22 protein-coding genes are annotated in these 23,955 nt (G+C 73.5%); 18 read left to right on the top strand and 4 right to left on the bottom strand.

Translation table 11 applies throughout. From position 1 onward, the window contains the following. Positions 1–3: 3 nt before the first annotated feature. The 6 genes from OUQ99_RS25470 (at position 4) to OUQ99_RS25445 (ending at position 6,646) form a co-directional block, all read left to right on the top strand. Positions 4–1,734 carry an acyl-CoA mutase large subunit family protein gene (locus tag OUQ99_RS25470; RefSeq protein WP_267946315.1) on the top strand — a complete coding sequence of 577 codons (1,731 nt, stop codon included), beginning with the start codon at positions 4–6 and terminating at the stop codon, positions 1,732–1,734. A 172-nt stretch (positions 1,735–1,906) separates the two neighbouring features. Further along, a complete protein-coding gene (locus OUQ99_RS25465; protein ID WP_267946314.1) occupies positions 1,907–2,860 on the top strand; it encodes a tetratricopeptide repeat protein in 954 nt (317 codons plus the stop codon). Positions 2,861–3,100: 240 nt separating this feature from the next. After that, on the top strand, positions 3,101–3,874 hold the full coding sequence (locus tag OUQ99_RS25460; RefSeq protein ID WP_267946313.1) for an AAA family ATPase: 774 nt from the start codon (positions 3,101–3,103) through the stop codon (positions 3,872–3,874). A 368-nt stretch (positions 3,875–4,242) separates the two neighbouring features. Then, positions 4,243–5,649, top strand: a complete 1,407-nt coding sequence (locus tag OUQ99_RS25455; protein WP_267946312.1) for an NAD-dependent malic enzyme — start codon at positions 4,243–4,245, stop codon at positions 5,647–5,649. A 106-nt stretch (positions 5,650–5,755) separates the two neighbouring features. Further along, positions 5,756–6,337, top strand: a complete 582-nt coding sequence (locus OUQ99_RS25450) for a YqgE/AlgH family protein (protein ID WP_267946311.1) — start codon at positions 5,756–5,758, stop codon at positions 6,335–6,337. Between the two features lie 66 nt (positions 6,338–6,403). Continuing rightward, on the top strand, positions 6,404–6,646 hold the full coding sequence (locus OUQ99_RS25445) for a DUF3039 domain-containing protein (protein WP_267946310.1): 243 nt from the start codon (positions 6,404–6,406) through the stop codon (positions 6,644–6,646). Between the two features lie 204 nt (positions 6,647–6,850). On the opposite strand, the gene OUQ99_RS25440 is transcribed toward OUQ99_RS25445, so the two are convergent. Both OUQ99_RS25440 and OUQ99_RS25435 read right to left on the bottom strand, forming a co-directional pair. Next, positions 6,851–8,740, bottom strand: coding sequence for an HtaA domain-containing protein (locus tag OUQ99_RS25440; RefSeq protein WP_267946309.1), 1,890 nt, complete (start codon positions 8,738–8,740; stop codon positions 6,851–6,853). Between the two features lie 131 nt (positions 8,741–8,871). Continuing rightward, complete coding sequence (locus tag OUQ99_RS25435; RefSeq protein WP_267946308.1) at positions 8,872–10,332, bottom strand: LPXTG cell wall anchor domain-containing protein; 1,461 nt, start codon at positions 10,330–10,332, stop codon at positions 8,872–8,874. A 252-nt stretch (positions 10,333–10,584) separates the two neighbouring features. Here OUQ99_RS25435 and OUQ99_RS25430 point away from each other — a divergent pair, with 252 nt between their 5' ends. The 9 genes from OUQ99_RS25430 to OUQ99_RS25390 all read left to right on the top strand — a co-directional run bounded on the left by OUQ99_RS25430 (position 10,585) and on the right by OUQ99_RS25390 (position 19,972). Then, a complete protein-coding gene (locus OUQ99_RS25430) occupies positions 10,585–11,691 on the top strand; it encodes a heme/hemin ABC transporter substrate-binding protein (protein ID WP_267946307.1) in 1,107 nt (368 codons plus the stop codon). Positions 11,692–11,726: 35 nt separating this feature from the next. Continuing rightward, positions 11,727–12,800, top strand: a complete 1,074-nt coding sequence (locus OUQ99_RS25425; RefSeq protein WP_267950493.1) for a FecCD family ABC transporter permease — start codon at positions 11,727–11,729, stop codon at positions 12,798–12,800. Continuing rightward, positions 12,797–13,678, top strand: coding sequence for a heme ABC transporter ATP-binding protein (locus OUQ99_RS25420; protein ID WP_267946306.1), 882 nt, complete (start codon positions 12,797–12,799; stop codon positions 13,676–13,678). The genes OUQ99_RS25425 and OUQ99_RS25420 overlap by 4 nt, the downstream gene beginning before the upstream one ends. A 167-nt stretch (positions 13,679–13,845) precedes the next feature. Then, on the top strand, positions 13,846–14,532 hold the full coding sequence (locus OUQ99_RS25415; RefSeq protein ID WP_267946305.1) for a class E sortase: 687 nt from the start codon (positions 13,846–13,848) through the stop codon (positions 14,530–14,532). Between the two features lie 11 nt (positions 14,533–14,543). Further along, a complete protein-coding gene (locus OUQ99_RS25410) occupies positions 14,544–14,819 on the top strand; it encodes a hypothetical protein (protein WP_267946304.1) in 276 nt (91 codons plus the stop codon). Between the two features lie 151 nt (positions 14,820–14,970). Further along, complete coding sequence (locus OUQ99_RS25405) at positions 14,971–16,692, top strand: DEAD/DEAH box helicase (RefSeq protein ID WP_267946303.1); 1,722 nt, start codon at positions 14,971–14,973, stop codon at positions 16,690–16,692. 141 nt (positions 16,693–16,833) lie between these two features. Next, the gene (locus OUQ99_RS25400) at positions 16,834–17,772 is read left to right on the top strand and encodes a zinc metalloprotease (RefSeq protein ID WP_267950492.1); all 939 of its coding nucleotides are present in this window, start codon (positions 16,834–16,836) and stop codon (positions 17,770–17,772) included. A gap of 155 nt (positions 17,773–17,927) precedes the next feature. Beyond that, positions 17,928–18,935, top strand: coding sequence for a tryptophan--tRNA ligase (locus OUQ99_RS25395; protein ID WP_267946302.1), 1,008 nt, complete (start codon positions 17,928–17,930; stop codon positions 18,933–18,935). A 179-nt stretch (positions 18,936–19,114) separates the two neighbouring features. Further along, a complete protein-coding gene (locus OUQ99_RS25390) occupies positions 19,115–19,972 on the top strand; it encodes an alpha/beta fold hydrolase (RefSeq protein WP_267946301.1) in 858 nt (285 codons plus the stop codon). 50 nt (positions 19,973–20,022) lie between these two features. Here the strand turns inward: OUQ99_RS25390 and OUQ99_RS25385 are convergent, their stop codons facing one another. Beyond that, entirely contained in the window at positions 20,023–20,601 is a 579-nt protein-coding gene (locus OUQ99_RS25385) for a nicotinamidase (protein ID WP_267946300.1), read from the bottom strand. A 67-nt stretch (positions 20,602–20,668) separates the two neighbouring features. Further along, complete coding sequence (locus OUQ99_RS25380) at positions 20,669–21,970, bottom strand: nicotinate phosphoribosyltransferase (protein WP_267946299.1); 1,302 nt, start codon at positions 21,968–21,970, stop codon at positions 20,669–20,671. Between the two features lie 131 nt (positions 21,971–22,101). Here OUQ99_RS25380 and OUQ99_RS25375 point away from each other — a divergent pair, with 131 nt between their 5' ends. The 3 genes from OUQ99_RS25375 (at position 22,102) to OUQ99_RS25365 (ending at position 23,853) form a co-directional block, all read left to right on the top strand. Continuing rightward, a complete protein-coding gene (locus OUQ99_RS25375; protein ID WP_267946298.1) occupies positions 22,102–22,524 on the top strand; it encodes a M67 family metallopeptidase in 423 nt (140 codons plus the stop codon). Positions 22,525–22,619: 95 nt separating this feature from the next. Continuing rightward, positions 22,620–22,898: a MoaD/ThiS family protein gene (locus OUQ99_RS25370; protein WP_267946297.1), complete on the top strand. Its 279-nt coding sequence runs from the start codon at positions 22,620–22,622 to the stop codon at positions 22,896–22,898. 7 nt (positions 22,899–22,905) lie between these two features. After that, entirely contained in the window at positions 22,906–23,853 is a 948-nt protein-coding gene (locus OUQ99_RS25365; protein ID WP_267946296.1) for a PLP-dependent cysteine synthase family protein, read from the top strand. Positions 23,854–23,955 lie beyond the last annotated feature (102 nt).

Below are 23,955 nucleotides of genomic sequence, written 5' to 3'. Positions count from 1 at the left end.
GTCATGGCGAACACCACGAGCGACCCCACCGACGGCGGCGGGGCCGAGGAGATCGAGGCCGGGCGCGAGCGCTGGCAGCGCCGCTACGACTCCGCGCGCACACGCGACGCCGACTTCACGTCCCTGTCCGGGCGCCCCCTGCAGCCGGTCTACGGGCCCGCGCCCGGGGCCGAGGTGCCCGGCTTCGAGCGCGTCGGCTGGCCCGGCGAGTTCCCCTTCACGCGCGGACTCCACTCCACGGGCTACCGGGGGCGGGCGTGGACCATCCGCCAGTTCGCCGGCTTCGGCAACGCCCGCCAGACCAACGAGCGCTACAAGATGATCCTGGCCTCCGGCGGCGGCGGGCTCTCGGTCGCGTTCGACATGCCCACCCTCATGGGCCACGACTCGGACTCCCCCCACGCCCTGGGAGAGGTCGGCCACTGCGGGGTGGCGATCGACTCCGTGGCCGACATGGACCTGCTCTTCGACGGCATCCCCCTCGGCGCCACCACGACCTCGATGACCATCAGCGGCCCCGCCGTCCCGGCGTTCTGCATGTACCTGGTCGCCGCCGAGCGCCAGGGCGTCGACACCCGCACCCTGAACGGCACGCTCCAGACCGACATCTTCAAGGAGTACATCGCCCAGAAGGAGTGGCTGTACCCGCCGGAGCCCCAGCTGCGGCTCATCGGCGACCTCATGGAGTACTGCGCGGAGCACATCCCCGCGTACAAACCGCTGTCGGTGTCGGGCTACCACATCCGCGAGGCCGGGGCCACGGCCGGGCAGGAGCTCGCCTACACGCTCGCCGACGGCTTCGGCTACGTCGAGCTCGGCCTCTCGCGGGGGCTGGACGTGGACGCGTTCGCGCCCGGGCTGTCGTTCTTCTTCGACGCGCACATCGACTTCTTCGAGGAGATCGCCAAGTTCCGGGCCGCCCGGCGCATCTGGGCGCGCCGCCTCAGGGACGTCTACGGCGCCCGCACGGAGAAGGCCCAGTGGCTGCGGTTCCACACCCAGACGGCCGGCGTCTCCCTCACGGCCCAGCAGCCCTACAACAACGTGGTCCGGACCGCGGTCGAGGCCCTCGCCGCGGTGCTCGGCGGCACGAACTCCCTGCACACCAACGCCCTGGACGAGACCCTGGCGCTGCCGACCGAGCAGTCCGCCGAGATCGCCCTCCGCACCCAGCAGGTGCTCATGGAGGAGACGGGAGTCGTCAACGTGGCCGACCCGCTCGGCGGCTCCTGGTACCTGGAGGCGCTCACCGACGAGCTGGAGGCCGAGGCGGAGCGGATCTTCGCGGAGATCCTGCGGATGGGCGGCGGGGAGGGGGCCGAGCACGCGATCGGCCCGATGACCTCCGGCATCCTCGCCGGGATCGAGAACGGCTACTTCAGCTCGGAGATCGCCGAGTCGGCCTTCCAGTACCAGCAGGCCCTGGAGAAGGGCGACAAGCGGATCGTGGGGGTCAACTGCCACACCGGCACCGTCTCCGGCGAACTGGACATCCTCCGGATCAGCCACGAGGTGGAGCACGAGCAGAAGCGCGAGCTGGCCGAGCGCCGGTCGCGCCGCGACGGCGCCGCCGTGGACGCGGCGCTGGCAGCCCTCCTGGAGGGGGTCCGCGCGGACGACCGCAACCTGATCCCCCTCATCATGGACGCCGCCCGGGCCGAGGCCACGATGGGCGAGATCTGCGCGACGATGGGGGAGGAGTTCGGGACCTACACCGAGGACCCGCGCTTCTGAGACCGGGCTCCCACGATCCGCACGGGCCCCGCCGGAACCCTCCGGCGGGGCCCGTCGTTCGTCACGCGGGGGCAGGAGGGGAGGCCCGCCCCCGGGCCGTGTTCGGCCGAACACGGCCCGGCCCCTTCGCGGGCGGTCCACGCCCTCCCCGCGGATACGGCAGGATGGAAGCATGCAGCCTTCGGACTTTTCACCGAACAGTGCCGTTGACCTCGGCGCGCGCAAGGCGGCCATGGAACGCGAGGCCAAACAGCGTGCGGCGGAGTCGGCGGGTCGATCCAACCCCTACGCCTTCGACGTCGACGAGTCCTCCTTCCAGGCCCAGGTCCTCGAGCGGTCCATGACCGCTCCCGTCGTGCTGGCCGTCCTCGCCGGCTGGTCCGACCAGTCCAAGCAGTTCGAGGACGTCCTGGACAAGCTCTCGGCGGCCTCCGGCGGGAACTGGTTCCTCGCCAAGGTCGACAGCGACGCGAGCCCTCAGCTGGTCCAGGCCCTCCGGGTGCCCACGGCCCCGATGATCATCGTGGCCGTCCAGGGGCAGCTCCTGCCCGGCCCGGCGGGCCCGGCGACCGAGGAGCAGCTCACCGGCTGGCTCACCGAGGCGTTCGCCGCCCTCCAGGAGCAGGGCGCGCTGCCCCCGGGCCACCCCGGAACCCTCGCGGGGGAGCCGGGGCCCGAGGACGCCGCCGGCGCGCAGCCGGAGGCGCCCCAGGGCCGCCCGGTGGACGCCGAGGCCCAGGAGGCCCTGGACCGGGGCGACTTCGACGCCGCCGCGGCCGTCTACGCCAAGGCCGTCGAGGCCGACCCGGGCGACACCGAGTCCAGGAGCAAGCTCGCCCAGGTGCGCCTGGTGGGGCGCCTCCAGGACGTCGACCCGGACGCCGCCCGTGCGGCCGCCGACGCCGACCCGGCGGACGTGGACGCGCAGACCACCGCGGCCGACATCGACATGTACGGAGGCAAGTTCGAGGACGCCTTCGACCGCCTCGTCGCCACGGTCAGGGCGACGCGCGACAAGGACCGCGACCGGGCGCGCCAGCACCTGCTGGGGCTGTTCGACCTGCTGCCCCCGGGCGACCCGCGTGTGGGCGCGGCCCGGCGCAAGCTCACCTCCGCGCTGTTCTGAGGACGGAGCGGGGGAGCGGTCCGCCCGTGCCGGCCCCGGTCGCTCCGACCGGGACCGGCACGGGCGGACCCCGGCGGGTTCCGTCCGGAACCGGCCACGGAGGTCCGGGGGCCGGTCCGGGGGCCGCGGAAAACCGGCGCTTTCTTGCGCGGGCGATCACGGGTGGTCCGCCGCCGCCTGGGTAAAGAGTCCGCAAGAGGCGGGCCGGCACGGCCCGCAGGTCGACCCGGCAGGTGTCCCATGGCGAGCGACGACGACCCCCGTAGGACCGGCGAGCCCGTGGTCACGATCTCGGCCACCTACGGCGCGGGAGGCAGCGCGGTGGGGCCGGCCGTCTCCGCACGGCTGGGCGTGGCCTTCCTCGACCGCGCGATCCCCAGCGCCGTGGCGGCCCAGATCGGCTGCTCCCTGGACGAGGTCCTCCAGCGCGACGACCGCGCCCCCGGAGGGCTCGAACGCCTCCTCGCCAGTGCCGCACGCCTTCCCACCGTCACGCTGGGAAGCGTCGACACCGCCTTCATCGGCACCACCGACGAGGAGGGGCGCCTCCTCTACGACCACGAGTTCGTGGAGCAGACCGAACTCGTCATCGGCGAGGTCGCCCACAGCGGCGGCGTCGTCCTCGGGCGCGCCGGGGCCGTCGTCCTCGCCGACCACCCCGCCGCCCTGCACGTGCGCCTGGACGGCGACCGCGACGCGCGCCTGCGCAGGGCCCGCGCCCTGTGGGAGGCGGGCGACCGGGAGGAGTGCTCCGGGCACGGCTGGGGGGAGGGCGTGCCCACGCTGCGGCTGCTGGACGACAACGACCGCGCCCGGGCCTCGTACGTGCGCCGCTTCTACCGCGCCGACCCCGCCGACCCGCGCCACTACCACCTGGTCCTGGACACCTCGGCGCTGTCCCTGGAAGCCTGTACCGACCTCGTCGTGAGGGCCGCCGGGCACCGGGCGGCCCCCGCCGGGGACCTCCCGCCCCAGGCCGGCCGACGCCCCGACGACACTTCTGATTCGTCGTAATTTGTGCGTTTTTTTACCATCGCGGTAATTGTCACCTTGTGCTGACGGTGGGCGCTTGACTCGGGTAAGGTAAGGCGACTTGGTTCCGGGTCCCGACCAGCCCCCACCCGCAACCGAGGTCCGCGTGCGGCCGCCACCACGGTGGGACCGCGCGAACCGGACACGCAGGACACCCTCGCCCCGCACACGGGCGGGACGCGAGCGCCGCCCCGCGCACGCGCCTACCGCACCGGGCCCCGGCCGGGCCGCGAGAGCGCGGCGCGGCCCCGCGGCGGGAGGGTCCCCCGACGCCGGCAGCGCGTCCCCGTGAGGGGCCGTCCGCGTGCCCGACGGGCGCACAACACCGAGCCAGAGCCGAGGAGCAACACGTGGCCACCCTTCCCAGCGTTTCGTACTCCATCACCGTCCGCCTCGAACTCGATGCTGGGGGCAGCGCTGTCGGCAGCCTCACCAACGCCGTCGAGCAGGTGGGCGGCATGATCACCGCGCTGGACGTGGCCGCGGCCGGGCACGAGCGCATCCGCATCGACGTCACCTGCGCCGCCCGCGACACCGAGCACGCGCAGGCCATCGTCGACGCGCTGGGCGCCGTCGAGGGCGTGGTCGTCCACAAGGTCAGCGACCGGACCTTCCTCATGCACCTGGGCGGCAAGATCGAGATGAAGTCGAAGGTGCCGCTGCGCAACCGCGACGAGCTCTCCATGGCCTACACCCCCGGCGTCGCCCGCGTCTCCCAGGCCATCGCCGCGAACAAGGACGACGCCCGCCGCCTGACCATCAAGCGCAACAGCGTCGCCGTCGTCACCGACGGGTCCGCCGTCCTGGGCCTGGGCAACATCGGCCCCGAGGCCGCCATGCCCGTCATGGAGGGCAAGGCCGCCCTGTTCAAACGCTTCGCCGACATCGACGCCTGGCCCATCGCCCTGGACACCCAGGACGTGGACGAGATCGTCCGCACCGTCCAGGTGATCGCCCCGGGGTTCGGCGGGATCAACCTGGAGGACATCTCCGCGCCCCGCTGCTTCGAGGTCGAGGCCCGCCTGCGCGAGCTGCTCGACATCCCCGTCTTCCACGACGACCAGCACGGCACCGCCATCGTCGTGCTCGCCGCCCTGCGCAACGCCCTGCGCGTCGTCGGCAAGAAGCTCGGCGAGGTCCGCATCGCCATGTCCGGCGCGGGCGCGGCCGGCACCGCCATCCTCAAGCTCCTCATGCACGCCGGGGCCCGCGACATCATCGTCAGCGACGTCCGCGGCGCGGTGCACACCGGGCGCGACGACCTGGACCCCAACCTCCGGTGGATCGCCGAGCACACCAACCCCGAGGGCTACAGCGGCGACCTCCGCGGCTCCGTCGCCGGAGCGGACGTCTTCATCGGCGTCTCCGCCCCCAACCTGCTCGAGGGCGAGGACATCGCCGAGATGAACGACGACTCGATCATCTTCGCGCTGGCCAACCCCGACCCGGAGGTGGACCCGGAGGTCGCGCACCTGCACGCCTCCGTCGTGGCCACGGGCCGCAGCGACTACCCCAACCAGATCAACAACGTCCTGGTCTTCCCCGGCTTCTTCCGCGGGCTGCTCGACGCCCAGAGCCACCACGTCACCTCCGACATGATGGTCGCCGCGGCCGAGGCCCTCGCCGACGTCGTCAGCGAGGACGAGCTGGGCCCGAACTACATCATCCCCAGCGTGTTCCACTCCGACCTGTCCACCCACGTGGCGACCGCGGTGCGCGAGGTCGCCCAGCGCGGGCTGCGCGACCAGGTCCAGTGACGCCGGACCCGGGGGCGGGGCCCCGCGGGAGGGAACGGTGGACCCGGGCGTGTAACGGCCTGGGAACACGGGCGGATCGGCGGCTGTTCCGGGGTAGAGGTGCAGCATGGACCAGTCGACTATGACCGGGCGGCTCCTGGTGGCCGCCCCCCTCCTCCAGGAGGACTCCTTCCGCCGCTCGGTGGTGTTCGTCGTGGACGACACGGCCGACGGCACACTCGGGGTGATCCTCAACCGCCCCCTGGGTATGGCCGTGGACGAGGTCGTCACCGACTGGGGCGCCTATGCGAGCGAACCGGCGGTGATGTTCTCGGGCGGCCCCGTCGGGGCCGACTCCGGGATAGCCCTGGGCGCGGCCGGGGTCGGGGAGCCGCCTCCGGGCTGGGCGCCCCTGGAGGGCCTCGCCCCGGGGCTGGGCCTGGACGCGGTCGGCGTGGTGGACCTGGACGGTCCCCCGCAGGTGCTCGGGACGGCCCTGGGAGCGTTCCGCGTGTTCGCCGGCTACGCCGGGTGGAGCGAGGGCCAGCTCCGGGAGGAGATCGACGAGGGCGCGTGGTTCGTGGTCGACGCGGTCCCCTCGGACGTGTTCACCACGTCCCCCGAGGGCCTGTGGGCCCGGGTGCTGCGGCGCCAGGGCGGGCGGATGGCACTCCTGTCCACCTACCCGGACGATCCCACCATGAACTGAGCGCCCACCGGTGTGGGTGCGGCACCCTATACCGTGGAACGCAGACGTCGAAAGGTGTGAGGCACGATGGCGATGGACATCCTCAACAAGGTCCTTCCTGACAGCGAGACCAGGCCGGACATCTCCCACGACAGCGGGGACCGGGAGCGGTTCGCCCACTACGTGCAGAAGGACAAGATCACCGAGAGCGCCGTCACCGGCAACCCCGTGATCGCCCTGTGCGGGAAGGTCTGGGTCCCCAACCGGGACCCCAAGAAGTTCCCGGTGTGCCCCGACTGCAAGAAGGCCTACGAGGAGATGATGAAGTAGGACGTCTCCACGTCGCCTCCACGCGGTGGGCGCCACACGGAAGGCCTTGGCACGCGAACGTGCCAAGGCCTTCGTGCTCTCCGCGGGCCCCGGGCCGCCGCGCGTGCCCCCGCTCTCCGGCGGACGCGCTCCGCGGCCCTGCGGGCGCCCGGGCCGTGCCCGCTCAGGGCCTCCGGTCCGGGCGCCCGCAGGGCGGCTCCGGGGTCAGGCGGCGTCCTCGGGGACCGGGGCGCGGCGCCTGCGGGCGGCGTACACGGCCGTGCCGCCGGCGGCCACGGCCACCGCGGCGGCGGCGAGCAGGCCCGTGAGGGCGGCGCCGGTGTTGGGCAGGCCGGGATCGTCGCCGCCGCCGTCACCCCCGCCGTCGCCAGGACCGCCGGGGGTGCCCCCGGCGCCGTCGCCGCCGCCCGGGACCGTGACGGCCTCGTCCACGCTCACCGTCAGGGCGACCGGGTCCAGCGCCGCCCCCTCGGCGTAGAAGTCCGCGAAGGCGGGCACGCCCTCGGCGGTCAGGGAGGCGGGGATCGGGTCCCAGCTCAGGACGCCGTCCGCGAGCTCGTACTCCACCCCGGACAGGTCCAGGTCGGCGAACGCGACGTCCTCGTAGGAGACGAGCTCCTCGCCGGCGAGCGACTTGCTGACCACGTCGGCGTACAGGACGCCCGCGCCGTCCTCGATCTCCACGCGGGGGTCGCTGACCGTCATGTGCAGGAGCGGGTCGGCCCCGTCGTACACGTGGCCCTCGAAGACGACGGTGCCCTCGAAGCCGATGTCGGCCGTGGACGCGGACAGGTCCACCTCGCCGCTGCCGTTCGTGAACGCGTAGGTGCCGTCCTCGTTCGTCGTCGCGCCGTTGCGGGTGCTGATCTCACCGTGGGCGATGTTGCCGGTGATGTAGTCGCGGAAGGACTCCTTCACCCCCCAGTCCGCGCGGCCGTTGTGGACGGTCAGCGGGCCGTCGGGGTCCGTGGGGTCGACGGGGTCCGTCGGCTCCTCGGTGGGGTCGGTCGGCTCCTCGGTGGGCTCCTCCCCGGAGGCGAAGGAGACGGGCGTCCACACGTCCTGGTCGCGGTTGGCGATGTCGGTGTGGTCGTTGAAGACCGCCACGTAGCACTGCGACTCGACGCAGTCGTAGGTGGTGCCGTCCTTGTCGTAGGAGCCGGTCACCGCCACCTCGGTGCTGAAGGCGCCGTCCTCGCCCGGGGCGGTGGCGCCGCGCAGCCACACCGCTCCGGTGTAGTGGGCCGGGAAGGAGTCGGCCGACCGCGGGAGGGCGGTCAGCGCAGCGTAGACGCCCTGGCCCGGGCGGAAGCCGGCGCCCTCGAGGGTGACGGTGTCACCCTCGGGGTCCAGGCCGGAGTCCGGGGCCACGGTGACCCGGGGGGCGGGGTCGGGCCCGCCCGGGTCGGTGACGTCCGCGATGCCGGCGGTGAAGGACAGCGGGTCCATCGGGGACCCGGCGGCGTAGAAGCTCGCGAACGGCTCGACCGCGTCGGCGTGCAGGGTGGCCGCGGCGGAGGCGAAGGCGATCTCCTCGCCCTCGACGGTCAGCTCGGCGCCGGTCAGCTCGGCGACCGCGACCTCTCCGTACCCGACCAGGTCGCCCGGGGGCAGGTTCGGGTCGGCGCCGCCGAACTCGCGGCTGGTCACGTCGGCGTACACCGTGGCGGCGTCGCCGTCGAACACCACGCGCGGGTCGGAGACCCGGACCTCCAGGACGGGGCCCCGGCCGTAGTCGTGGCCGCTGAAGACGACGGTCCCGGCGAAGTCCACCTCACCGGAGGCGTCCTCCTTGGACACCGAGCCGCCCGCCGTGGGGAAGTCCACGGTGCCGTCGGCCAGCACCGTCGCACCGTCGGAGGCCTCGTAGCCGCCGTGGGCGATCGGCCCCGAGATGTAGTTGCGGAAGGACTGCTTCACGCCCCAGGCGGCCGAGCCCCCCTCGAGGGGCACGGTCTCGTCGGCGGAGGCCGGCGCCGCGGCGACGGCGAGCGAGGCGCCGAGGGCGGCGACACCCGCGTAGGCGGTGAGGGCGCGCAGGGCCCGGCGGGCTCTGCCCGGGGCTCCGCTCCCGCCTGTCGTGGTCGTGGTCATGGGATTCGTCGGTCCAATCGTGAGGGGGATGGGTGGAGGGGACGGCCCCCGGCGCGTGCCGGGGGCCGGCGGGTCGGCGGCCCCTGCCGAGCGGGGGCGGCGGGGCCCGCCGGTGGGGGGTCTGGGGGCGGTCAGCCGGCGGCCGGGTCCGTCGCGGTGTCGTTCCCGCGCCGGCGGCGCGTGGCGAACAGGGCCGCGGCGCCCGCCAGGGCGGCCACCGAGGCGGCCAGGACGAGGCCGTGGAGCTCGGCGCCGGTTCGGGGGAGGCGGCCGGGGGAGCCGTTCCCGCCGTCACCGTTGCCTCCGCCTCCGCCTCCGCCGCCGGAGTTCCCGGCTCCGCCGCCGGAACCGGAACCGGAGCCGCCGTCGCCCGAACCCGAACCTGAACCCGAGCCCGAGCCGAAGGAGACCGGGACGAACACGTCCTGGCCGCGGTCGCTGGACCGGGTGTGGTCGTTGCGGGTGACCACCGCGCACTCCGTGCCGGAGGCGGTGCAGTCGGTGTTCTCGTCACCGGCCCGGACCTCGAGCTGGACGCTGAAGCCGCCGTCGGCGCCACTGCCGGTGTAGGGGGTGGTCAGCCCCTCGCCGTAGGGCGGGGGGCTGCTGGAGACCCACACCGATGCGCCGCCGGAGCCGTCCATGTCCACGCCGCCGATGCACGGTCCGGGGGCCTGCGCCGGGCCGGCCGAGCTGGTGTCGCACAGGGCGACGTAGACGCCCTTGGAGGTGTCGTAGCCGGTGCCGGTGACCGTGACGGTCTCACCGGCCGGGTCGAGCCCCGAGGTCCTGGAGACGGTCAGCGCGGGGGTGCCGGGCTCCCGGGGGGCGGGGGCCTGCGGGGCGGCGGGCCGGGCCCGCGGCTCCGCCTGGGGGACCGTCACGGGCGCCGTCTCCGGGACGGCGCCCGTGACGGCGAAGGCCACCGGGACCCGGCCCACCACGACCGGGGCGGAGGGAGCCTCCGGGACGGCCTCGGAGACGCTCGTCCCCGCACCGGGGGAGGCGGTCGGCGCGGACCCGCCGGTGTCCCCGGACGCGTCCTCCCCGGCGCCCCCGCCCGTGTCCTCCGCCGGGCCGGGCGCCCAGGTCCCCCCGGCGGCCGCGCCGGCGTCCCCGGCGGGGGCGGGTGCGAGCTCCAGGAGGCGGATCTCGAACGGGTCCTCCTCCGCGTCCAGGCCGGCCCCGGCGGCGAACCCCGCCCCGGTGTCGAGGGCGACCGTGAAGGTTCCGCGCGAGCCGACCTCGACCGTCACCGCGTTGCCGTCGTCGGGGACGGCGCCGTCGTCGGCGGCACGGGTGTCCGCGGAACCGGCCGGCACGGCCCAGGTGGCGACCTCGACCAGTGAGCCGGGCGCGTGGCCGATCCCGGAGACGGTGACGGTGTCGCCCGCGGGGTCGAGGCCCCCGGTCCGGTCCACGGTGGTGACGCGGGGGCGGCCGTGTTCGCCGTCCGGGGACGGGACGGGTTCGGCGAGCGCCGCCGCCGGAACCGTCGTGGACAGCACCGCCGCGACGGCGGTGGCTGCGAGGGGCGGGACGAGCCCGCGGCGCCGCCCGTGGCCCGGGCTGGGGGAAACCGCTGCTTGCATCAGAGGCCTTCGCTTCGTGCGGGGCGGTGGGAGACCGCCCTCCGCGTGAGGTGGGGAGAGTTCTTTAGGTTATGCTTACCTTTGTGAAGTGAGCCTTGCCTAACTCGAAGTCCGCGCCGGAACAGTTGAACACCGAAGCATCGGGCTTGTCAAGATGATGACGAAGTGTCATATAAAGGGCGTTGTCGCCTCCCCGCTCCCCGGCGACACCCGCCCGTGCACCCGGCACACGGACCACCGAAAGCGACCCCCATGCCACTCGCCGACGCGCGGCGCCGCCCGCGCGGACACCGCCCGCACGCACGATCCGTCCCGGTCCTCGCCGCGGCCTGCGCCCTCGCGCTGGCCGGCTGCGCCGTGGGAGGAGGCGGTGCGCCCGAGGCCCCCTCGCGAGGGGACGGCGCCGCCGACATCCCCGACTTCTCCGAGAACCGCCTCCAGCCGCTGGAGGGCACCGGGGAGCCCGAGCTCCCCGTCACCGTCGACTCCGTCGTCCTCGATCCGTACCGCACGAGCTCCGACCCCCTGGAGTACGAGCAGGTCGAGGTCGACGACGTCAGCCGCATCCTCCCGCTCACCGGCAGCCTCGCCGAGATCGTCTTCACGCTCGGCCTCGGCGACAACGTGGTCGGCCGCGACGTCGCCGCCACGTTCGAGGAGGCCGCCGGCCTCCCCGTCATCAGCGAGGGGCACGAGGTCTCCGCCGAGAGCGTCCTCGCCCTCGAACCCACGGTGATCCTCGCCGACACCCAGACGGGCCCGTCCGAGGCCGTCGAGCAGATCCAGAGGTCCGGGGTCCCCGTCGTCATCGTCGAGGAGGCCTGGTCCATCGACGAGATGTACCCGCGCTTCGAGCGGGTCGCGGAGGCCCTCGGGGTCCCCGACGACGGCGCGGCCCTGTCCGAGCGCACGCGGGCGCAGATGGCCGAGGTCCGGGAGGAGGCGGACGGCTCAGGCGACGGCCCGCTCGTGGCCTTCCTCTACCTGCGGGGCACGGCCGGGGTCTACCTCCTCGGCGGCGAGGGCTCGGGCGCCGACGCCGTGCTCGCCGAGACCGGCGCGCGCGACGCCGGGGTCGAGATGGGCCTGACCACACCGTTCACCCCCATCACCACGGAGGCCCTCATCGCGGCCCAGCCCGACGTGCTCCTCGTCATGACCCAGGGCCTGGAGTCCGTGGGCGGCGTCGACGGGCTCGTCGAGATCCCCGGTGTCGCCCAGACACCGGCCGGCGCGGCACGGGCGGTCGTCGACTTCGAGGACGGCGTCCTGCTCAACTTCGGCCCCCGCACGCCGCAGGTCGTCGCGGCCCTCGCGGACGAACTGGCCGCGTTCCAGGCGGAGGGGGAGGGCCGGTGACCGCCCCCGACACCACCGCCCCCGAACGGGTCGGCGTGGACGGCGGCCCCCCGCCGGGACCCGGGGGGCGCGCCGCACACCGCCTCCGGGCCGTGCTCCTGCTGGCCGGACTCGGCACGGGCCTGGTCGCGGTCTCGCTCGTCGCGGCCGGCGCCGGCGCCTACCCCGTGCCCGCCGGCCAGGTCGCCTCCTCGGTCCTGCACGCGGTCGGGCTGGAGGTCGGCACACCCCCCGACCGGATCGGCCGGACCGTCCTGTGGGACGTGCGCTTCCCCCGCGTCGTCCTGGCGGTCATGGTCGGCGCCGCCCTCGGCGCCGCCGGGGCCATGATGCAGGGGATCTTCGGCAACCCCCTCGCCGAGCCCGGCGTCATCGGGGTCTCCTCCGGCGCGGCGGTCGGCGCGATCACGGTCGTCTTCACGGGCCTGACCGTGTTCGGCCACTGGACGATCATCGCCGCTTCGTTCGTGTTCGGCCTGGCCACGACCCTGTTCGTGTACGTCTTCGCGCGCTCGCGCGGCCGCACCGAGGTCGTCACCCTGCTCCTCACGGGCATCGCCGTCAACGCCGTGGCGGGAGCGGCCATCGGCCTGATGACCAACTTCTCCCAGGACGCCGAGATCCAGACCATCACCTTCTGGCAGCTCGGCAGCGTCTCCACCGCCACCTGGTCCAAGGTCGCCGCCATCGCCCCGTGCCTCCTGGCCGGACTGGCCGTGATCCCCCTCCACGCCCGGCGCCTCGACCTGCTCGCGCTCGGCGAGGGGCCCGCCCGCCACCTGGGCGTGGACGTCGAGCGCATGCGCCTCGTCCTCATCTGCGCCCTGGCGCTGCTCACCTCGGCCGCCGTCGCGTTCGCGGGGATCGTCGCGTTCGTCGGCCTGGTCGTCCCGCACATCATCCGCATGGTCACCGGTCCCGGGCACCGGGTCCTGCTGCCCGCCAGCGCGCTCGGCGGAGGGCTCCTCCTGCTCGCCGCCGACCTGCTCGCCCGCACCGTCGCCGCACCCGCCGAGATCCCCCTCGGCGTGGTCACCGCCGCCCTCGGCGGGCCGTTCTTCTTCTACCTTCTGCACCGCACCCGCGCCAAGCAGGGAGGATGGTCGTGAACACCCTTCCCCGTCTGCGCCGGCGGGTCTCCGCCGCCTTCGCCCCCCTGTCCCGTCCCCCCGCGCTCCCCGTCCGCGCCGCGACCGGCTCGGAGGTGGTCCGCGCCGAGGGGGTCACCGTCCGCCGGGGCGGACGCGCCCTCCTGGACGGGGTCGACCTCACGGTGCGCGCCGGAGAGCTCCTGGCCCTGGTGGGCCCCAACGGGGCCGGCAAGTCCACCCTGCTGGCCGCCCTGTCCGGCGACGTCACCGGCGGGCCCGCCCGGGGGGAGGCCGACGAGGGCGCCGTGCTCCTCCTCGACCGGCCCCTGCCGGAGTGGACCCCGCCACAGCTCGCGCTGCGGCGGGCCGTCCTCCCGCAGGAGGCGTCGGTCAGCTTCCCGTTCCCGGTCGCCGAGCTCGTCGCCATGGGCCGGGCCCCCTGGGCGGGGCTGTGCGCCCCCGGCGCCGACGACGCCGCGGTCGCCGCGGCCATGGACGGCACGGGCGTCGCCCACCTGGCCGGACGCCGGTTCCCCACGCTCTCCGGGGGAGAGCGGGCCAGGGTGATGCTCGCGCGTGTCCTCGCCCAGGACACGCAGGTGCTGATGCTCGACGAACCGACGGCGGCCCTGGACATCGGGCACCAGGAACTCGTACTGTCCATCGCGCGTCAGATCTCGGAGGACGGTGGTGCGGTTATCGTGGTCCTGCACGATTTGGGGCTTGCGGCGGCCTACGCCCATCGTGTGGCGATACTCTCCGGAGGACGGATCGCCGCGCAGGGAGCCCCCGCCGACGTGTTCACCGCGTCCCTGCTCGGCAACGTCTACCAGCACGAGGTCGAAGTCCTGCCGCACCCGCGTACCGGGGTCCCGCTGGTCGTGCCCCTCCGGTAGGTGTCCGGCGCACATGAGAGCGTCCACAGGAGTAGGTCGTATTGGTGTCCACAACTGAACGGCAGCCACACGAAGAGCCCCCGCACGAGCGGCGGGAGGGGCGTGGACGGAGCGCGGGCGGCCGACGCCGCCGGGCGCCCCGGCCCAGGGCCACCCCGGGAGACGTCGTGCGCGGCTTCGTCCGGTTCGTCGGCGAGATCCTCCTGACGGCCGGTCTGCTCATGCTCTTCTACGCGGGGTACGAGGTCTACGGCTCCCAGTGGGAGACCGACCGCGAACAGCAGGGCCTGGCGGACGGGCTGAACGAGGCGTGGGCGGCCACGGCGGAGGAGTCCGGTCCGGACTCCGAGCCGCTGCCCGGCAGCGCCGACAGCCGCCTCTACATCCCCAGCCTCGACCTGGACTGGGTCGTGGTCAACGGCACCACCCCCGACGACATCCGCTACAGCCCCGGCCACTACACCGAGTACCCCAGCAGCGCGGGCGGCGCGGGCAACTACGCGATCGCCGCCCACCGGACCCCGGGCCTGTTCTGGGACATGGACCTGCTGGACAACGGTGACGTGCTGGTCCTGGAGGACGGGGAGAACTTCTACACGTACGAGGTCTTCCAGGAGGAGACGGTCCTGCCCACCGACGTGTGGGTGATCGAGCCGGACCCGTTCGACGACGTCGAGGGGGCGGGCGAGGGGGAGCCCGAGCGGTCCCTGATCACGCTGACCACCTGTGCGCCGAAGCTGAACAACACGCACCGGCTCATCGTCTGGGGTGAGCTGGTCGAGACCACGCCCAAGTCCGAGGGGATGCCCGACTCGATCGCGCACATGGCCCCCGAGACCGCCGAGGCCGAGTAGGGGTAACGCGAATGTACGGTCTGATCTGGCGCATCCTGCCCGGCCCCTGGGCCTCCAAGTTCATCATGGCGGTCGGCCTGCTGGCCGGCGCCGCGGCGCTCCTGTGGTTCTTCGCCTTCCCGGCGATCTCCCCGCACATGCCGTTCAACGACGGCGCCGTCGACACCCAGGGCGTCGGCACGGGCGGGGAGGCGGGCACGGGAGAGGTCTCCGAGGACCCGGGGGCCGAAGGGCTTTCCGGGGAAGAGGGGGCCTCCGGGGCGGAGGTCCCCGGGGCAGGGAGCTGACGTCCGCCCGGCTCCGGGCCGCCCGCGGGGCCCCGGGCCCGGCCCGGGGCCGCGGCGCGGTCGTGTGGGCGGCACCACTGGCGGGGCTCCCGGTCCGGTCCGCCACGACCGCTAACCTCTAGCAGGTGAGCAACGGGGGACGGTTCTGAGAATGACGGTGACGCAGACCACTACGGAGGACCGCCTGCGCGGGCTCCGCGCTTGGCAGCGGGAGGCGTTCGAGGAGTACTTCCGCCGGGAGCCGCGCGACTTCCTCGCCGTGGCGACCCCCGGTGCGGGCAAGACGACCTTCGCGCTCACCCTGGCCACGGAACTCCTCCACCGGCACGCGGTGAGGGCCATCACCATCGTGTGCCCCACCGAGCACCTCAAGAAGCAGTGGGCCGAGGCCGCCGCCCGGTTCGGCATCGCCATCGACCCCGACTTCAAGAACGGCCAGGGGGCGCTCGGCCGCCAGTACATCGGGGTGGCAGTCACCTACGCGCAGGTCGCCGCGCACCCGATGCTGCACCGCAACCGGACCGAGGCGCGCAAGACCCTCGTGATCTTCGACGAGGTCCACCACGCGGGCGACGCCCTCTCCTGGGGCGACGCCGCGCGCGAGGCCTTCGACCCGGCGACCAAAAGGCTCTCCCTCACCGGCACCCCCTTCCGCTCCGACATCAACCCCATCCCCTTCGTGGACTACGTCCCCGACGCGGCGGGGGTGCGCCGCTGCTCGTGGGACTACAACTACGGGTACGGCCCGGCCCTGGAGGACGGGGTCGTGCGCCCCGTCATCTTCATGGCCTACTCCGGTGAGATGCGCTGGCGCACCCGCGCCGGGGACGAACTCGCGGCCAGACTCGGGGAGCCCCTTACCCAGGACGCCCTCTCCCAGGCCTGGCGCGCCGCGCTGGACCCCAAGGGCGACTGGATCAAGCGCGTGCTCCAGGCCGCGGACCGGCGCCTGACCGAGGTCCGCAAGACGCACCCCGACGCGGGCGGCCTGGTCATCGCCACCGACCACGAGAACGCCCGCGCCTACTCCCGCATCATCCGGCAGATCACCGGCAAGGGCGCGACCGTGGTGCTCTCGGACGACCCCACGGCCTCCCGGAAGATCTCCCGTTTCGCCGTGGGCGACGACCGGTGGATGGTCGCGGTGCGCATGGTGTCGGAGGGGGTCGACGTGCCCCGGCTGATGGTCGGCGTGTACGCCACCTCCACCAGCACGGCCCTGTTCTTCGCCCAGGCCATCGGCCGCTTCGTGCGCGTGCGCCAGCGGGGCGAGGTGGCGTCGGTGTTCCTGCCCTCGGTGCCGACCCTGCTGGAGTACGCGGGCGAGATGGAGCGCGAGCGCGACCACGTGCTGGACAAGCCGCCGCCCGGTGACGACGAGTACCCGGAGGAGGACCTCCTCAAGGAGGCCAACCGCAAGCGGGACAGCCCGGACGCCGGCGAGGAGCTGCCGTTCGAGACGATGGAGTCGGCGGCCGAGTTCGACCGCGCCCTCTACGACGGGGCCGAGTACGGCGGTGTCCCGGGCTCCTCCGAGGAGGAGGACTTCCTGGGGCTTCCGGGCCTGCTCGACCCGCAACAGGTCTCCCAGCTCCTGCGCAAGCGCAAGGCCGACATCCGCGCGGGTGAGCGCAGGGCGAAGAAGGACGACCCGGCCGAGGAGGAGGGCCCCACCCACGAGGTCGTGGCGGAGCTGCGCCGCGAGCTGAGCGGGCTGGTGGGCGCATGGCACCACCGGACGGGCAAGCCGCACGGGGTCATCCACAACGAGCTGCGCCGCGCGTGCGGGGGCCCGCCGGTGGCGCAGGCCTCCCCGACCCAGATCCGCGAGCGGATCGCCAAGCTCCGCACCTGGGCGGTCGGGGGCAAGTAGTCCCGGTTGTCCCGAAAAGGGCAAACACTTCGTCAGCGTGCGCACGGCTGCTGTGCATAACGTGCCCATTTGATTACATTCCGTGATGTGAATCGACGAAGCTCTCGCGGCGGCACAGCCGCGCTCTGGACCGGACTGCTCATGTGCGGTCTCGCTCTGACCGGGACGGTCGCGGGCCTGCCGCCCGAACCGGCCGGAGCCGAGACCGCCCGGACCCTGGCCCCGGGGGAGGAGGGCTCCCTCCTGGAGGAGTGCCCGCCGGGCCGCGCCGGCCAGGCCGCCCGCGTGAGCGATCCCGACGCGGCGGTGCCCGAGGGAGGGGAGCTCACCCCGCAGCAGGCCGAGGACTACGACAGGCGGTTCCGCGAGGCCCTCGTTCCCCTGCGCGGCCAGGAGATGCAGGCGCCCCGGAACGTGCCGGTCGTGGTGCACGTCATCTCCGCCGAGGACGGCCGGGGCGACGTGCCGCAGGCCCGTGTCGACGACCAGATCGAGGTCCTCAACACCGCCTTCTCGGGCGGCTACGGGACGGACGGCGCCGACACCGGTTTCCGCTTCGAGCTGTCCGAGACCACCCGCACGGTGAACGACACCTGGTTCACCCGGTTCGACGAGTACCGCGACACGATCCGGGCCGAGCTGCACCGGGGCGGCGCCGGGACGCTCAACGTCTACACGGCCCAACTGGGGACGGGGCTGCTCGGGTACTCCTCCTTCCCGCAGGACTACGAGGCGGCGCCCGACCAGGACGGGGTCGTGCTCGCCCACGACACCCTGCCCGGCGGGGGCCGCGACGGCTTCGACCTCGGCCACACCGGTACCCACGAGGTCGGCCACTGGCTGGGGCTGTTCCACACGTTCCAGAACGGGTGCGCCTCGCCCGGGGACTACGTGGACGACACCCCCTACGAGCGCGAGGCGGCGTCCGGCTGCCCGGTCGGCAGGGACTCCTGCCCCCGCAAGAAAGGCGACGACCCCGTCACCAACTTCATGAACTACAGCGACGACGGCTGCATGACCCACTTCACCGAGGGGCAGGCCCGGCGCATCGTCGAGCACTGGGCGGCCTTCCGCTCCTGACCCGGCGGTACGGGCGGCCGTGTCCGGGGCCCCGGGGCATGCGCCCCGGGCCCCCGGACACCACACAGGCCCGGAGGGGGAGGGGCCCGGTCCGGGGACGGCCGCCGGGAGGACCTGTACGGGGGAGCGCCCCCGAACGCCGCTAGGCTGAGGACATGGCAGCGAACACCTACCTGACCGGCATCAAGCCCACCGGGGAATTCCACCTGGGCAACTACGTCGGCGCGATCAAGCCCGCCCTGGCCGCGGCCCGTGAGTACGACACGTACTACTTCGTCGCGGACTACCACGCGCTCAACACCGTCAAGGACGCGGCCGAGCTCCGCCACAGCATCCGGTCGGGCGCTGCCACCTGGCTCGCGTGCGGCCTCGACCCCGAGCGCACGGTCGTCTACCAGCAGTCCAAGGTCCCCGAGACCTTCGAGCTCACCACCATCCTGAGCGCCCTCACCCCCAAGGGCCTCATGAACCGCGCGCACGCCTACAAGGCCGCGCGGGACCGCAACACCGCGGCCGGGAACAGCGACCTGGACGCCGGGATCAACATGGGGCTGTACAACTACCCCATCCTCATGGCCGCCGACATCCTGGTCATGGAGGGCACGCACGTGCCGGTCGGCCGCGACCAGTCCCAGCACATCGAGTACACGGCCGACATCGCCGGGTACTTCAACCACCGCTTCGGCGAGGGGTACTCCTTCCCGGTCCCCAAGGGCGTCATCGACGAGGGCGACGGCAGCATCCTGCCCGGCACCGACGGCCGCAAGATGAGCAAGTCCTACGACAACCACATCCCGCTGTTCCTGCCGGAGAACAAGCTCAAGAAGGCCATCCGCCGCATCCCGACCGACTCCACCCCGGTGGAGGACCCCAAGGACGCCGACGGCTCGGTGCCCTTCCAGCTCCTGGCCCACTTCGCCGACGCCGACAAGGTCGCCGACGTCCGGCGGCGGCTGGAGGCCGGCGGCATGGGCTGGGGCGAGCTCAAGAACGAGCTGTTCGAGGCGGTCAACGCCGAACTCGGCCCCAAGCGCGAGCGCTACGACCAGCTGATGGACGACCCCTCCGAGATCGACGCGATCCTGGAGGCCGGTTCCGCGCGCGCCCGCGAGCGTGCGCGCGCCACGATCGACCGGGTGCGCGCCGCCGTCGGCGTCGCCTGACGCGCGACAGGACGCGGGGGTCCGGCGTCCCCGGAACGGTTCCGCGGACGCTCGCGCCGGTCGAGGCGGTCGGTCTCCCGCAGGACGGCGGCCTCCCGGCCCGGCGCGGCCGTCCCGGCGGGGTCGGGGCGGCCCGGGCTGCTGCGGCACGGAGCGGCCCGCCGTCTAGGATGCCCGGCATGCAACTGGGAACCGCACCACCCGAGCGCTCCGGACGGACCGCCCTGCCCGACGGCCGCGCCCTGGCCTGGAGCGAGTGGGGCGACCCGCGTGACCGGCCGGTCCTGCTGTGTCCCGGTGCGGCCACCGGCCGCTCACTGGGCTTCGGGACCCACCTGCTCCGCCTCCTCGGGCTCCGGCTCGTCTCCGTCGACCGCCCCGGGCTGGGGGCATCCGACCCGCTGCCGGGGCGGACCCTCGCGGACTTCGCCGCCGACGTGCGCGACCTGTGCGCGGCGCGGTCCCTCGGGCGCCCCCATGTCGTTGGCAATTCGCAGGGCGCCCCGTTCGCCTTCGCCTGCGCGGTCGCCGGGGTTGCCCGGAGCCTCACCGTCGTATCCGCCGCGGACGAGGTCGCCCTGGTCCCGGACGCCCTCCCGGACGGCCCCAAGGCCATGGTCGGCCTCGTCGCGTCCGATCCGGAGGAGGCCTCCCGCCTGCTGGAAGGCATGGGCCCGGAGGCCATGTGGGACATGGTCACGGCGGCGAGTCCCGCCTCCGACCTGGCCGTGTACCGCGCTCCGGCCTTCGAGTCCGCCTACCGCGGGGCGATGGCCGAGGCGTTCGCCCAGGGCACGGCCGGGTACGCGAGGGACACCGTCCTGGCGATGAGCCCCTGGGGCCTGGCCCTGGACGGGATCACCGTCCCGGTGGGGGTCTGGTACGGCGAGCAGGACACCTCCCACTCACCGGACAACGGGGACCGGCTCGCCCGGCGCGTGCCGGGGGCCCGGCGCCGGATCGTGCCGGGCATCGGCGGCGCCGTGCTCTGGACCCACGCCGAGCGAATCCTCCGCGCGCTGCCCGACGCCGGATGAGGAGCCGGACGCGGGCGGGGGCGGCGCTCCGCGCCGCCCCCGCCCGTGCGTCAGCCCACCAGCGGCTCGCCCTCCAGCTCCACCCCGGCCGCGCGCAGCCGCTCCAGCGCGGTCGTCACGGTGTCCCCGGACACACCCGCGGTGAGGCCGAGCAGGACCCGCGTGCGCAGGCCCTCGGCAGCCGCGTCCACCGCCGTCGCGCGGACGCAGTGGTCGGTGGCGATCCCCACCACGTCCACCTCGTCCACCCCCCGTTCGCGCAGCCAGTCGGCCAGCCGGGTCGTCCCGTCCCCCGCGGTCCCCTCGAAACCGCTGTAGGCCGCTGTGTACAGCCCCTTGCTGAACACCTCCTCGGCCAGCGAGGCGTCGAACTCCGGATGGAACTCGGCCCCCGGAGTCCCCACTTCGCAGTGCCGGGGCCAGCTGTCCACGAAGTCCGGGTTCTCGGAGAAGTGCGGTCCCGGGTCGATGTGGTAGTCGCGGGTCGCCACCACGTGGTCGTAGGAGTCGGCGTTGGCCCGGGCGTGGTCGGTGACGGCGGCCGCCGTCCGCTCGCCGCCCCTCACCCCCAGGCTCCCGCCCTCGCAGAAGTCGTTCTGGATGTCCACCACGATGAGTGCCCTGGTCATCCCGGCACCCCTTTCTCGCGTCTGTCGGTCAGGTCTCGGAACTCAGGGGCCGGTCTCCCGGAACGGCTCAGTGGAAGACCGTCGGCAGCGCGGCCTCGCCCCGCGACATCCGGAGCGCCTGCTCGGGAAGCTCGGCGACCGTCGCGCGGTGCCGCTCCCTCGCGTCGTGGACGCTCTCCTGTCCCACCACGACGCCCTCGGACACCAGGGGCCGCAGCAGCGGACGCAACCCCACGCCCGAAGACGGGTCGTGGGGGAACACCTCCTCCGCCACGGCGGTCCCCTTGTCGTCCAGGCGTCGCGACGCCCACTTGCGGCCGCCCCGGCTGGGCTTGCCCACCGAGCGCTTGGCCACGGGTTCCAGGGGGGCGTCCGGCTCCAGTCCGCGGGCCCGCGCCACAAGCTTGTACACGAGGGACACCGTCGGCGCCCCCGACCCCGTCACCAGAGAGGTACCCACCCCGTAACCGTCCACGGGCGCCACGGCCAGGGCCAGGATCGAGTACTCGTCCAGGTCGCCGGTCACCACGATGCGGGTCCCGGTCGCGCCGAGGGCGTCCAGCTGCGCGCGCACCCGGGAGGCGGTCGCGCCGAGGTCGCCGGAGTCGATGCGCACCGCGCCCAGCTCCGGGCCGGCCAGTTCCACGGCGGTGGCCACCGCACGCTCCACGTCGAACGTGTCCACGAGCAGTGTCGTCCCCGTGCCCATGGACTCCAGCTGGGCCTTGAACGCGTGTCTCTCGCTGTCGTGCAGGAGCGTGAACGCGTGCGCCGCGGTGCCGCCGGTCGGCACCCCGTGGGTGCGCCCCGCCTCGAGGTTGGAGGAGGTCGCGAACCCGCCCACGTACGCGGCGCGCGCCGCGGCGACGGCCGACCGCTCGTGCGTGCGGCGCGAGCCCATCTCGATCAGGGGGCGGTCGCCCGCCGCGGCCGACATCCGGCTGGCGGCGGAGGCGATGGCGCTGTCGTGGTTGTACACCGACAGCGCCAGGGTCTCCAGGATCACGGCCTCGGCGAACGTGCCCTCGACCACGAGGATGGGGGAGCCGGGGAAGTACGCCTCCCCCTCGCCGTAGCCCCACACGTTCCCGGAGAACCGGTAGTCGGCCAGCCACGCGAGCGTGCGGTCGTCCACCACCCCGTTGTCGGACAGGAAGTCCAGTTCCCCGGTGCCGAACCTGAACCTCTCCAGGAGGTCGAGGAAGCGGCCGGTCCCGGAGACGATCCCGTACCGCCGCCCCTCGGGGAGGCGCCGGGCGAACATCTCGAACACCGACCGACGCGGGGCGGCGCCGCTGTGCAGGGCCCCCTGGAGCATCGTCAGTTCGTAGTGGTCGGTGAGCAGCGCGCTGCTGCTGTCGTCGCTCATGGGCACGAGCCTAATCCGTGTGCGATGGGCCACGGAGGCCGCCCCACCAGCCCCGGAACGGCGGGGGTTCCCGGGGCCGCTAACAATACCCATTCGGTTGGTAGGGAACAGGATGCGGGTACCCTGGTCGCATGCTGAGGATTGATCGCTCGATCTACGACAAGATCGTCTCCCACGCCCGTCGCGACCACCCGGACGAGGCGTGCGGCGTCGTGGCCGGACCCGAGAAGTCCGACCGCCCCGAGCGGTTCATCGAGATGGCCAACGCGGAGCGGTCACCGACCTTCTACCGGTTCGACTCCCTCGAACAGCTCAAGGTCTGGCGGGAGATGGACGACCGGGACGAGGAGCCCGTCGTGATCTACCACTCCCACACCGCCACCGAGGCCTACCCCTCGCGCACCGACATCTCCTACGCGTCCGAGCCCGGCGCGCACTACGTGCTCGTCTCCACCCGTGAGCCGGACACCGTCGAGTTCCGGTCCTACCGGATCGTCGACGGCGAGGTCACCGAGGAGCCGGTGGAGATCACCGGTACGGGCGCCGGCCAGTAGGCGCCGCGTCTCGCGGGCCCCGCCCCGGAATGGCCGCGAGACGTCCCCTGTTGGAAATGAACGCACACCAACCACCGCGAAGGAAGTCACTCTTCATGGCCATCGAGGTCCGCATCCCCACCATCCTGCGCAACCTGACCGACGACGCCAAGGTCGTCGAGGGGTCCGGCGCCACCCTCGAAGAGCTGTTCACCGACCTGGACGGCCGCTACCCGGGCATCGGCGAGCGCCTGGTGGAGGACGGCAAGCTGCGCCGCTTCATCAACGTGTACCTCAACGACGAGGACGTGCGTTTCGTCGGCGGCCTGAAGGCGGAGCTCTCCGACGGCGACAGCGTCACCGTCCTGCCGGCCGTCGCCGGCGGAAGCCGCTAGGCCGGGCATGCGCTACGACTCCCTGCTCGACTCCCTCGGGGGCACGCCGCTCGTCGGCCTGCCGAGCCTCTCGCCCTCGCCCCGGGTCCGGCTCTGGGCCAAGCTGGAGGACCGCAACCCCACGGGCTCGATCAAGGACCGCACCGCGTTCTTCATGATCGAGCAGGCCGAGAAGGACGGCCTGCTGTCCCCCGGCTGCACCATCCTGGAGCCGACCTCGGGGAACACCGGCATCTCGCTGGCGATGGTCGCCAAGCTGCGCGGCTACCGCATGGTCTGCGTCATGCCGGAGAACACGTCGGCGGAGCGCAGGCAGCTGCTCGCCATGTGGGGGGCCGAGGTCCACTACTCCGAGGCGGCGGGCGGGTCCAACGAGGCCGTCCGCGTCGCCAAGGAGATGGCGAAGGAGAACCCGGACTGGGTGATGCTCTACCAGTACGGCAACCCGGCGAACGCGCGGGCCCACTACGAGACCACAGGCCCCGAGATCCTCGCCGACCTGCCGGGGATCACCCACTTCGTGGCCGGTCTCGGTACCACCGGGACCCTCATGGGAGCGGGGCGCTACCTGCGCGAACAGCGGCCCGACGTCCGGATCGTCGCGGCCGAGCCCCGGTACGGCGAGCTGGTGTACGGGCTGCGCAACCTCGACGAGGGCTTCGTCCCGGAACTGTACGACGAGTCGGTGCTCACCACCCGCTTCTCGGTCCCGGCCGAGGCGGCGCTACGGCGCACCCGCGAGCTCCTCGACCGGGAGGGCATCTTCGCCGGGATCTCCACCGGCGGAGCCCTGCACGCCGCGATGGGCGTGGCCGCGAAGGCGGAGAAGGCGGGCGAACGCGCCGACATCGCCTTCGTCATCGCCGACGCGGGGTGGAAGTACCTGTCCACCGGCGCCTACGAGGGCACCCTGGAGGAGGCGGAGGACCGGCTCGACGGCCAGCTCTGGGCCTGAGCCGTCCGACGCCTCCCGGGCCGGAAGGCGGTGGGGGCCGGCACCCGCGATGGGTGCCGGCCCTCTTGCTGTTCTGAACACGCCCGAAACACGCCCTGAACA

It is taken from the genome of Streptomonospora nanhaiensis, assembly GCF_026642255.1.
Taxonomy (GTDB): domain Bacteria; phylum Actinomycetota; class Actinomycetes; order Streptosporangiales; family Streptosporangiaceae; genus Nocardiopsis; species Nocardiopsis tropica.
The sequence above is the reverse complement of the archived record's forward strand: the minus strand, read 5'-3'. Positions and strand labels throughout refer to the sequence as shown.

Coding starts and splice junctions, on each gene's coding strand:
- OUQ99_RS25440 (WP_267946309.1), bottom strand. CDS start 8,740: ATGACCACGACCACGACAGGCGGGAGCGGAGCCCCGGGCAGAGCCCGC.
- OUQ99_RS25430 (WP_267946307.1), top strand. CDS start 10,585: ATGCCACTCGCCGACGCGCGGCGCCGCCCGCGCGGACACCGCCCGCAC.
- OUQ99_RS25370 (WP_267946297.1), top strand. CDS start 22,620: ATGGCCATCGAGGTCCGCATCCCCACCATCCTGCGCAACCTGACCGAC.
- OUQ99_RS25385 (WP_267946300.1), bottom strand. CDS start 20,601: ATGACCAGGGCACTCATCGTGGTGGACATCCAGAACGACTTCTGCGAG.
- OUQ99_RS25380 (WP_267946299.1), bottom strand. CDS start 21,970: ATGAGCGACGACAGCAGCAGCGCGCTGCTCACCGACCACTACGAACTG.
- OUQ99_RS25445 (WP_267946310.1), top strand. CDS start 6,404: ATGGCGATGGACATCCTCAACAAGGTCCTTCCTGACAGCGAGACCAGG.
- OUQ99_RS25450 (WP_267946311.1), top strand. CDS start 5,756: ATGGACCAGTCGACTATGACCGGGCGGCTCCTGGTGGCCGCCCCCCTC.
- OUQ99_RS25410 (WP_267946304.1), top strand. CDS start 14,544: ATGTACGGTCTGATCTGGCGCATCCTGCCCGGCCCCTGGGCCTCCAAG.
- OUQ99_RS25465 (WP_267946314.1), top strand. CDS start 1,907: ATGCAGCCTTCGGACTTTTCACCGAACAGTGCCGTTGACCTCGGCGCG.
- OUQ99_RS25375 (WP_267946298.1), top strand. CDS start 22,102: ATGCTGAGGATTGATCGCTCGATCTACGACAAGATCGTCTCCCACGCC.
- OUQ99_RS25405 (WP_267946303.1), top strand. CDS start 14,971: ATGACGGTGACGCAGACCACTACGGAGGACCGCCTGCGCGGGCTCCGC.
- OUQ99_RS25365 (WP_267946296.1), top strand. CDS start 22,906: ATGCGCTACGACTCCCTGCTCGACTCCCTCGGGGGCACGCCGCTCGTC.
- OUQ99_RS25470 (WP_267946315.1), top strand. CDS start 4: ATGGCGAACACCACGAGCGACCCCACCGACGGCGGCGGGGCCGAGGAG.
- OUQ99_RS25390 (WP_267946301.1), top strand. CDS start 19,115: ATGCAACTGGGAACCGCACCACCCGAGCGCTCCGGACGGACCGCCCTG.
- OUQ99_RS25435 (WP_267946308.1), bottom strand. CDS start 10,332: ATGCAAGCAGCGGTTTCCCCCAGCCCGGGCCACGGGCGGCGCCGCGGG.
- OUQ99_RS25395 (WP_267946302.1), top strand. CDS start 17,928: ATGGCAGCGAACACCTACCTGACCGGCATCAAGCCCACCGGGGAATTC.
- OUQ99_RS25400 (WP_267950492.1), top strand. CDS start 16,834: ATGTGCGGTCTCGCTCTGACCGGGACGGTCGCGGGCCTGCCGCCCGAA.
- OUQ99_RS25460 (WP_267946313.1), top strand. CDS start 3,101: ATGGCGAGCGACGACGACCCCCGTAGGACCGGCGAGCCCGTGGTCACG.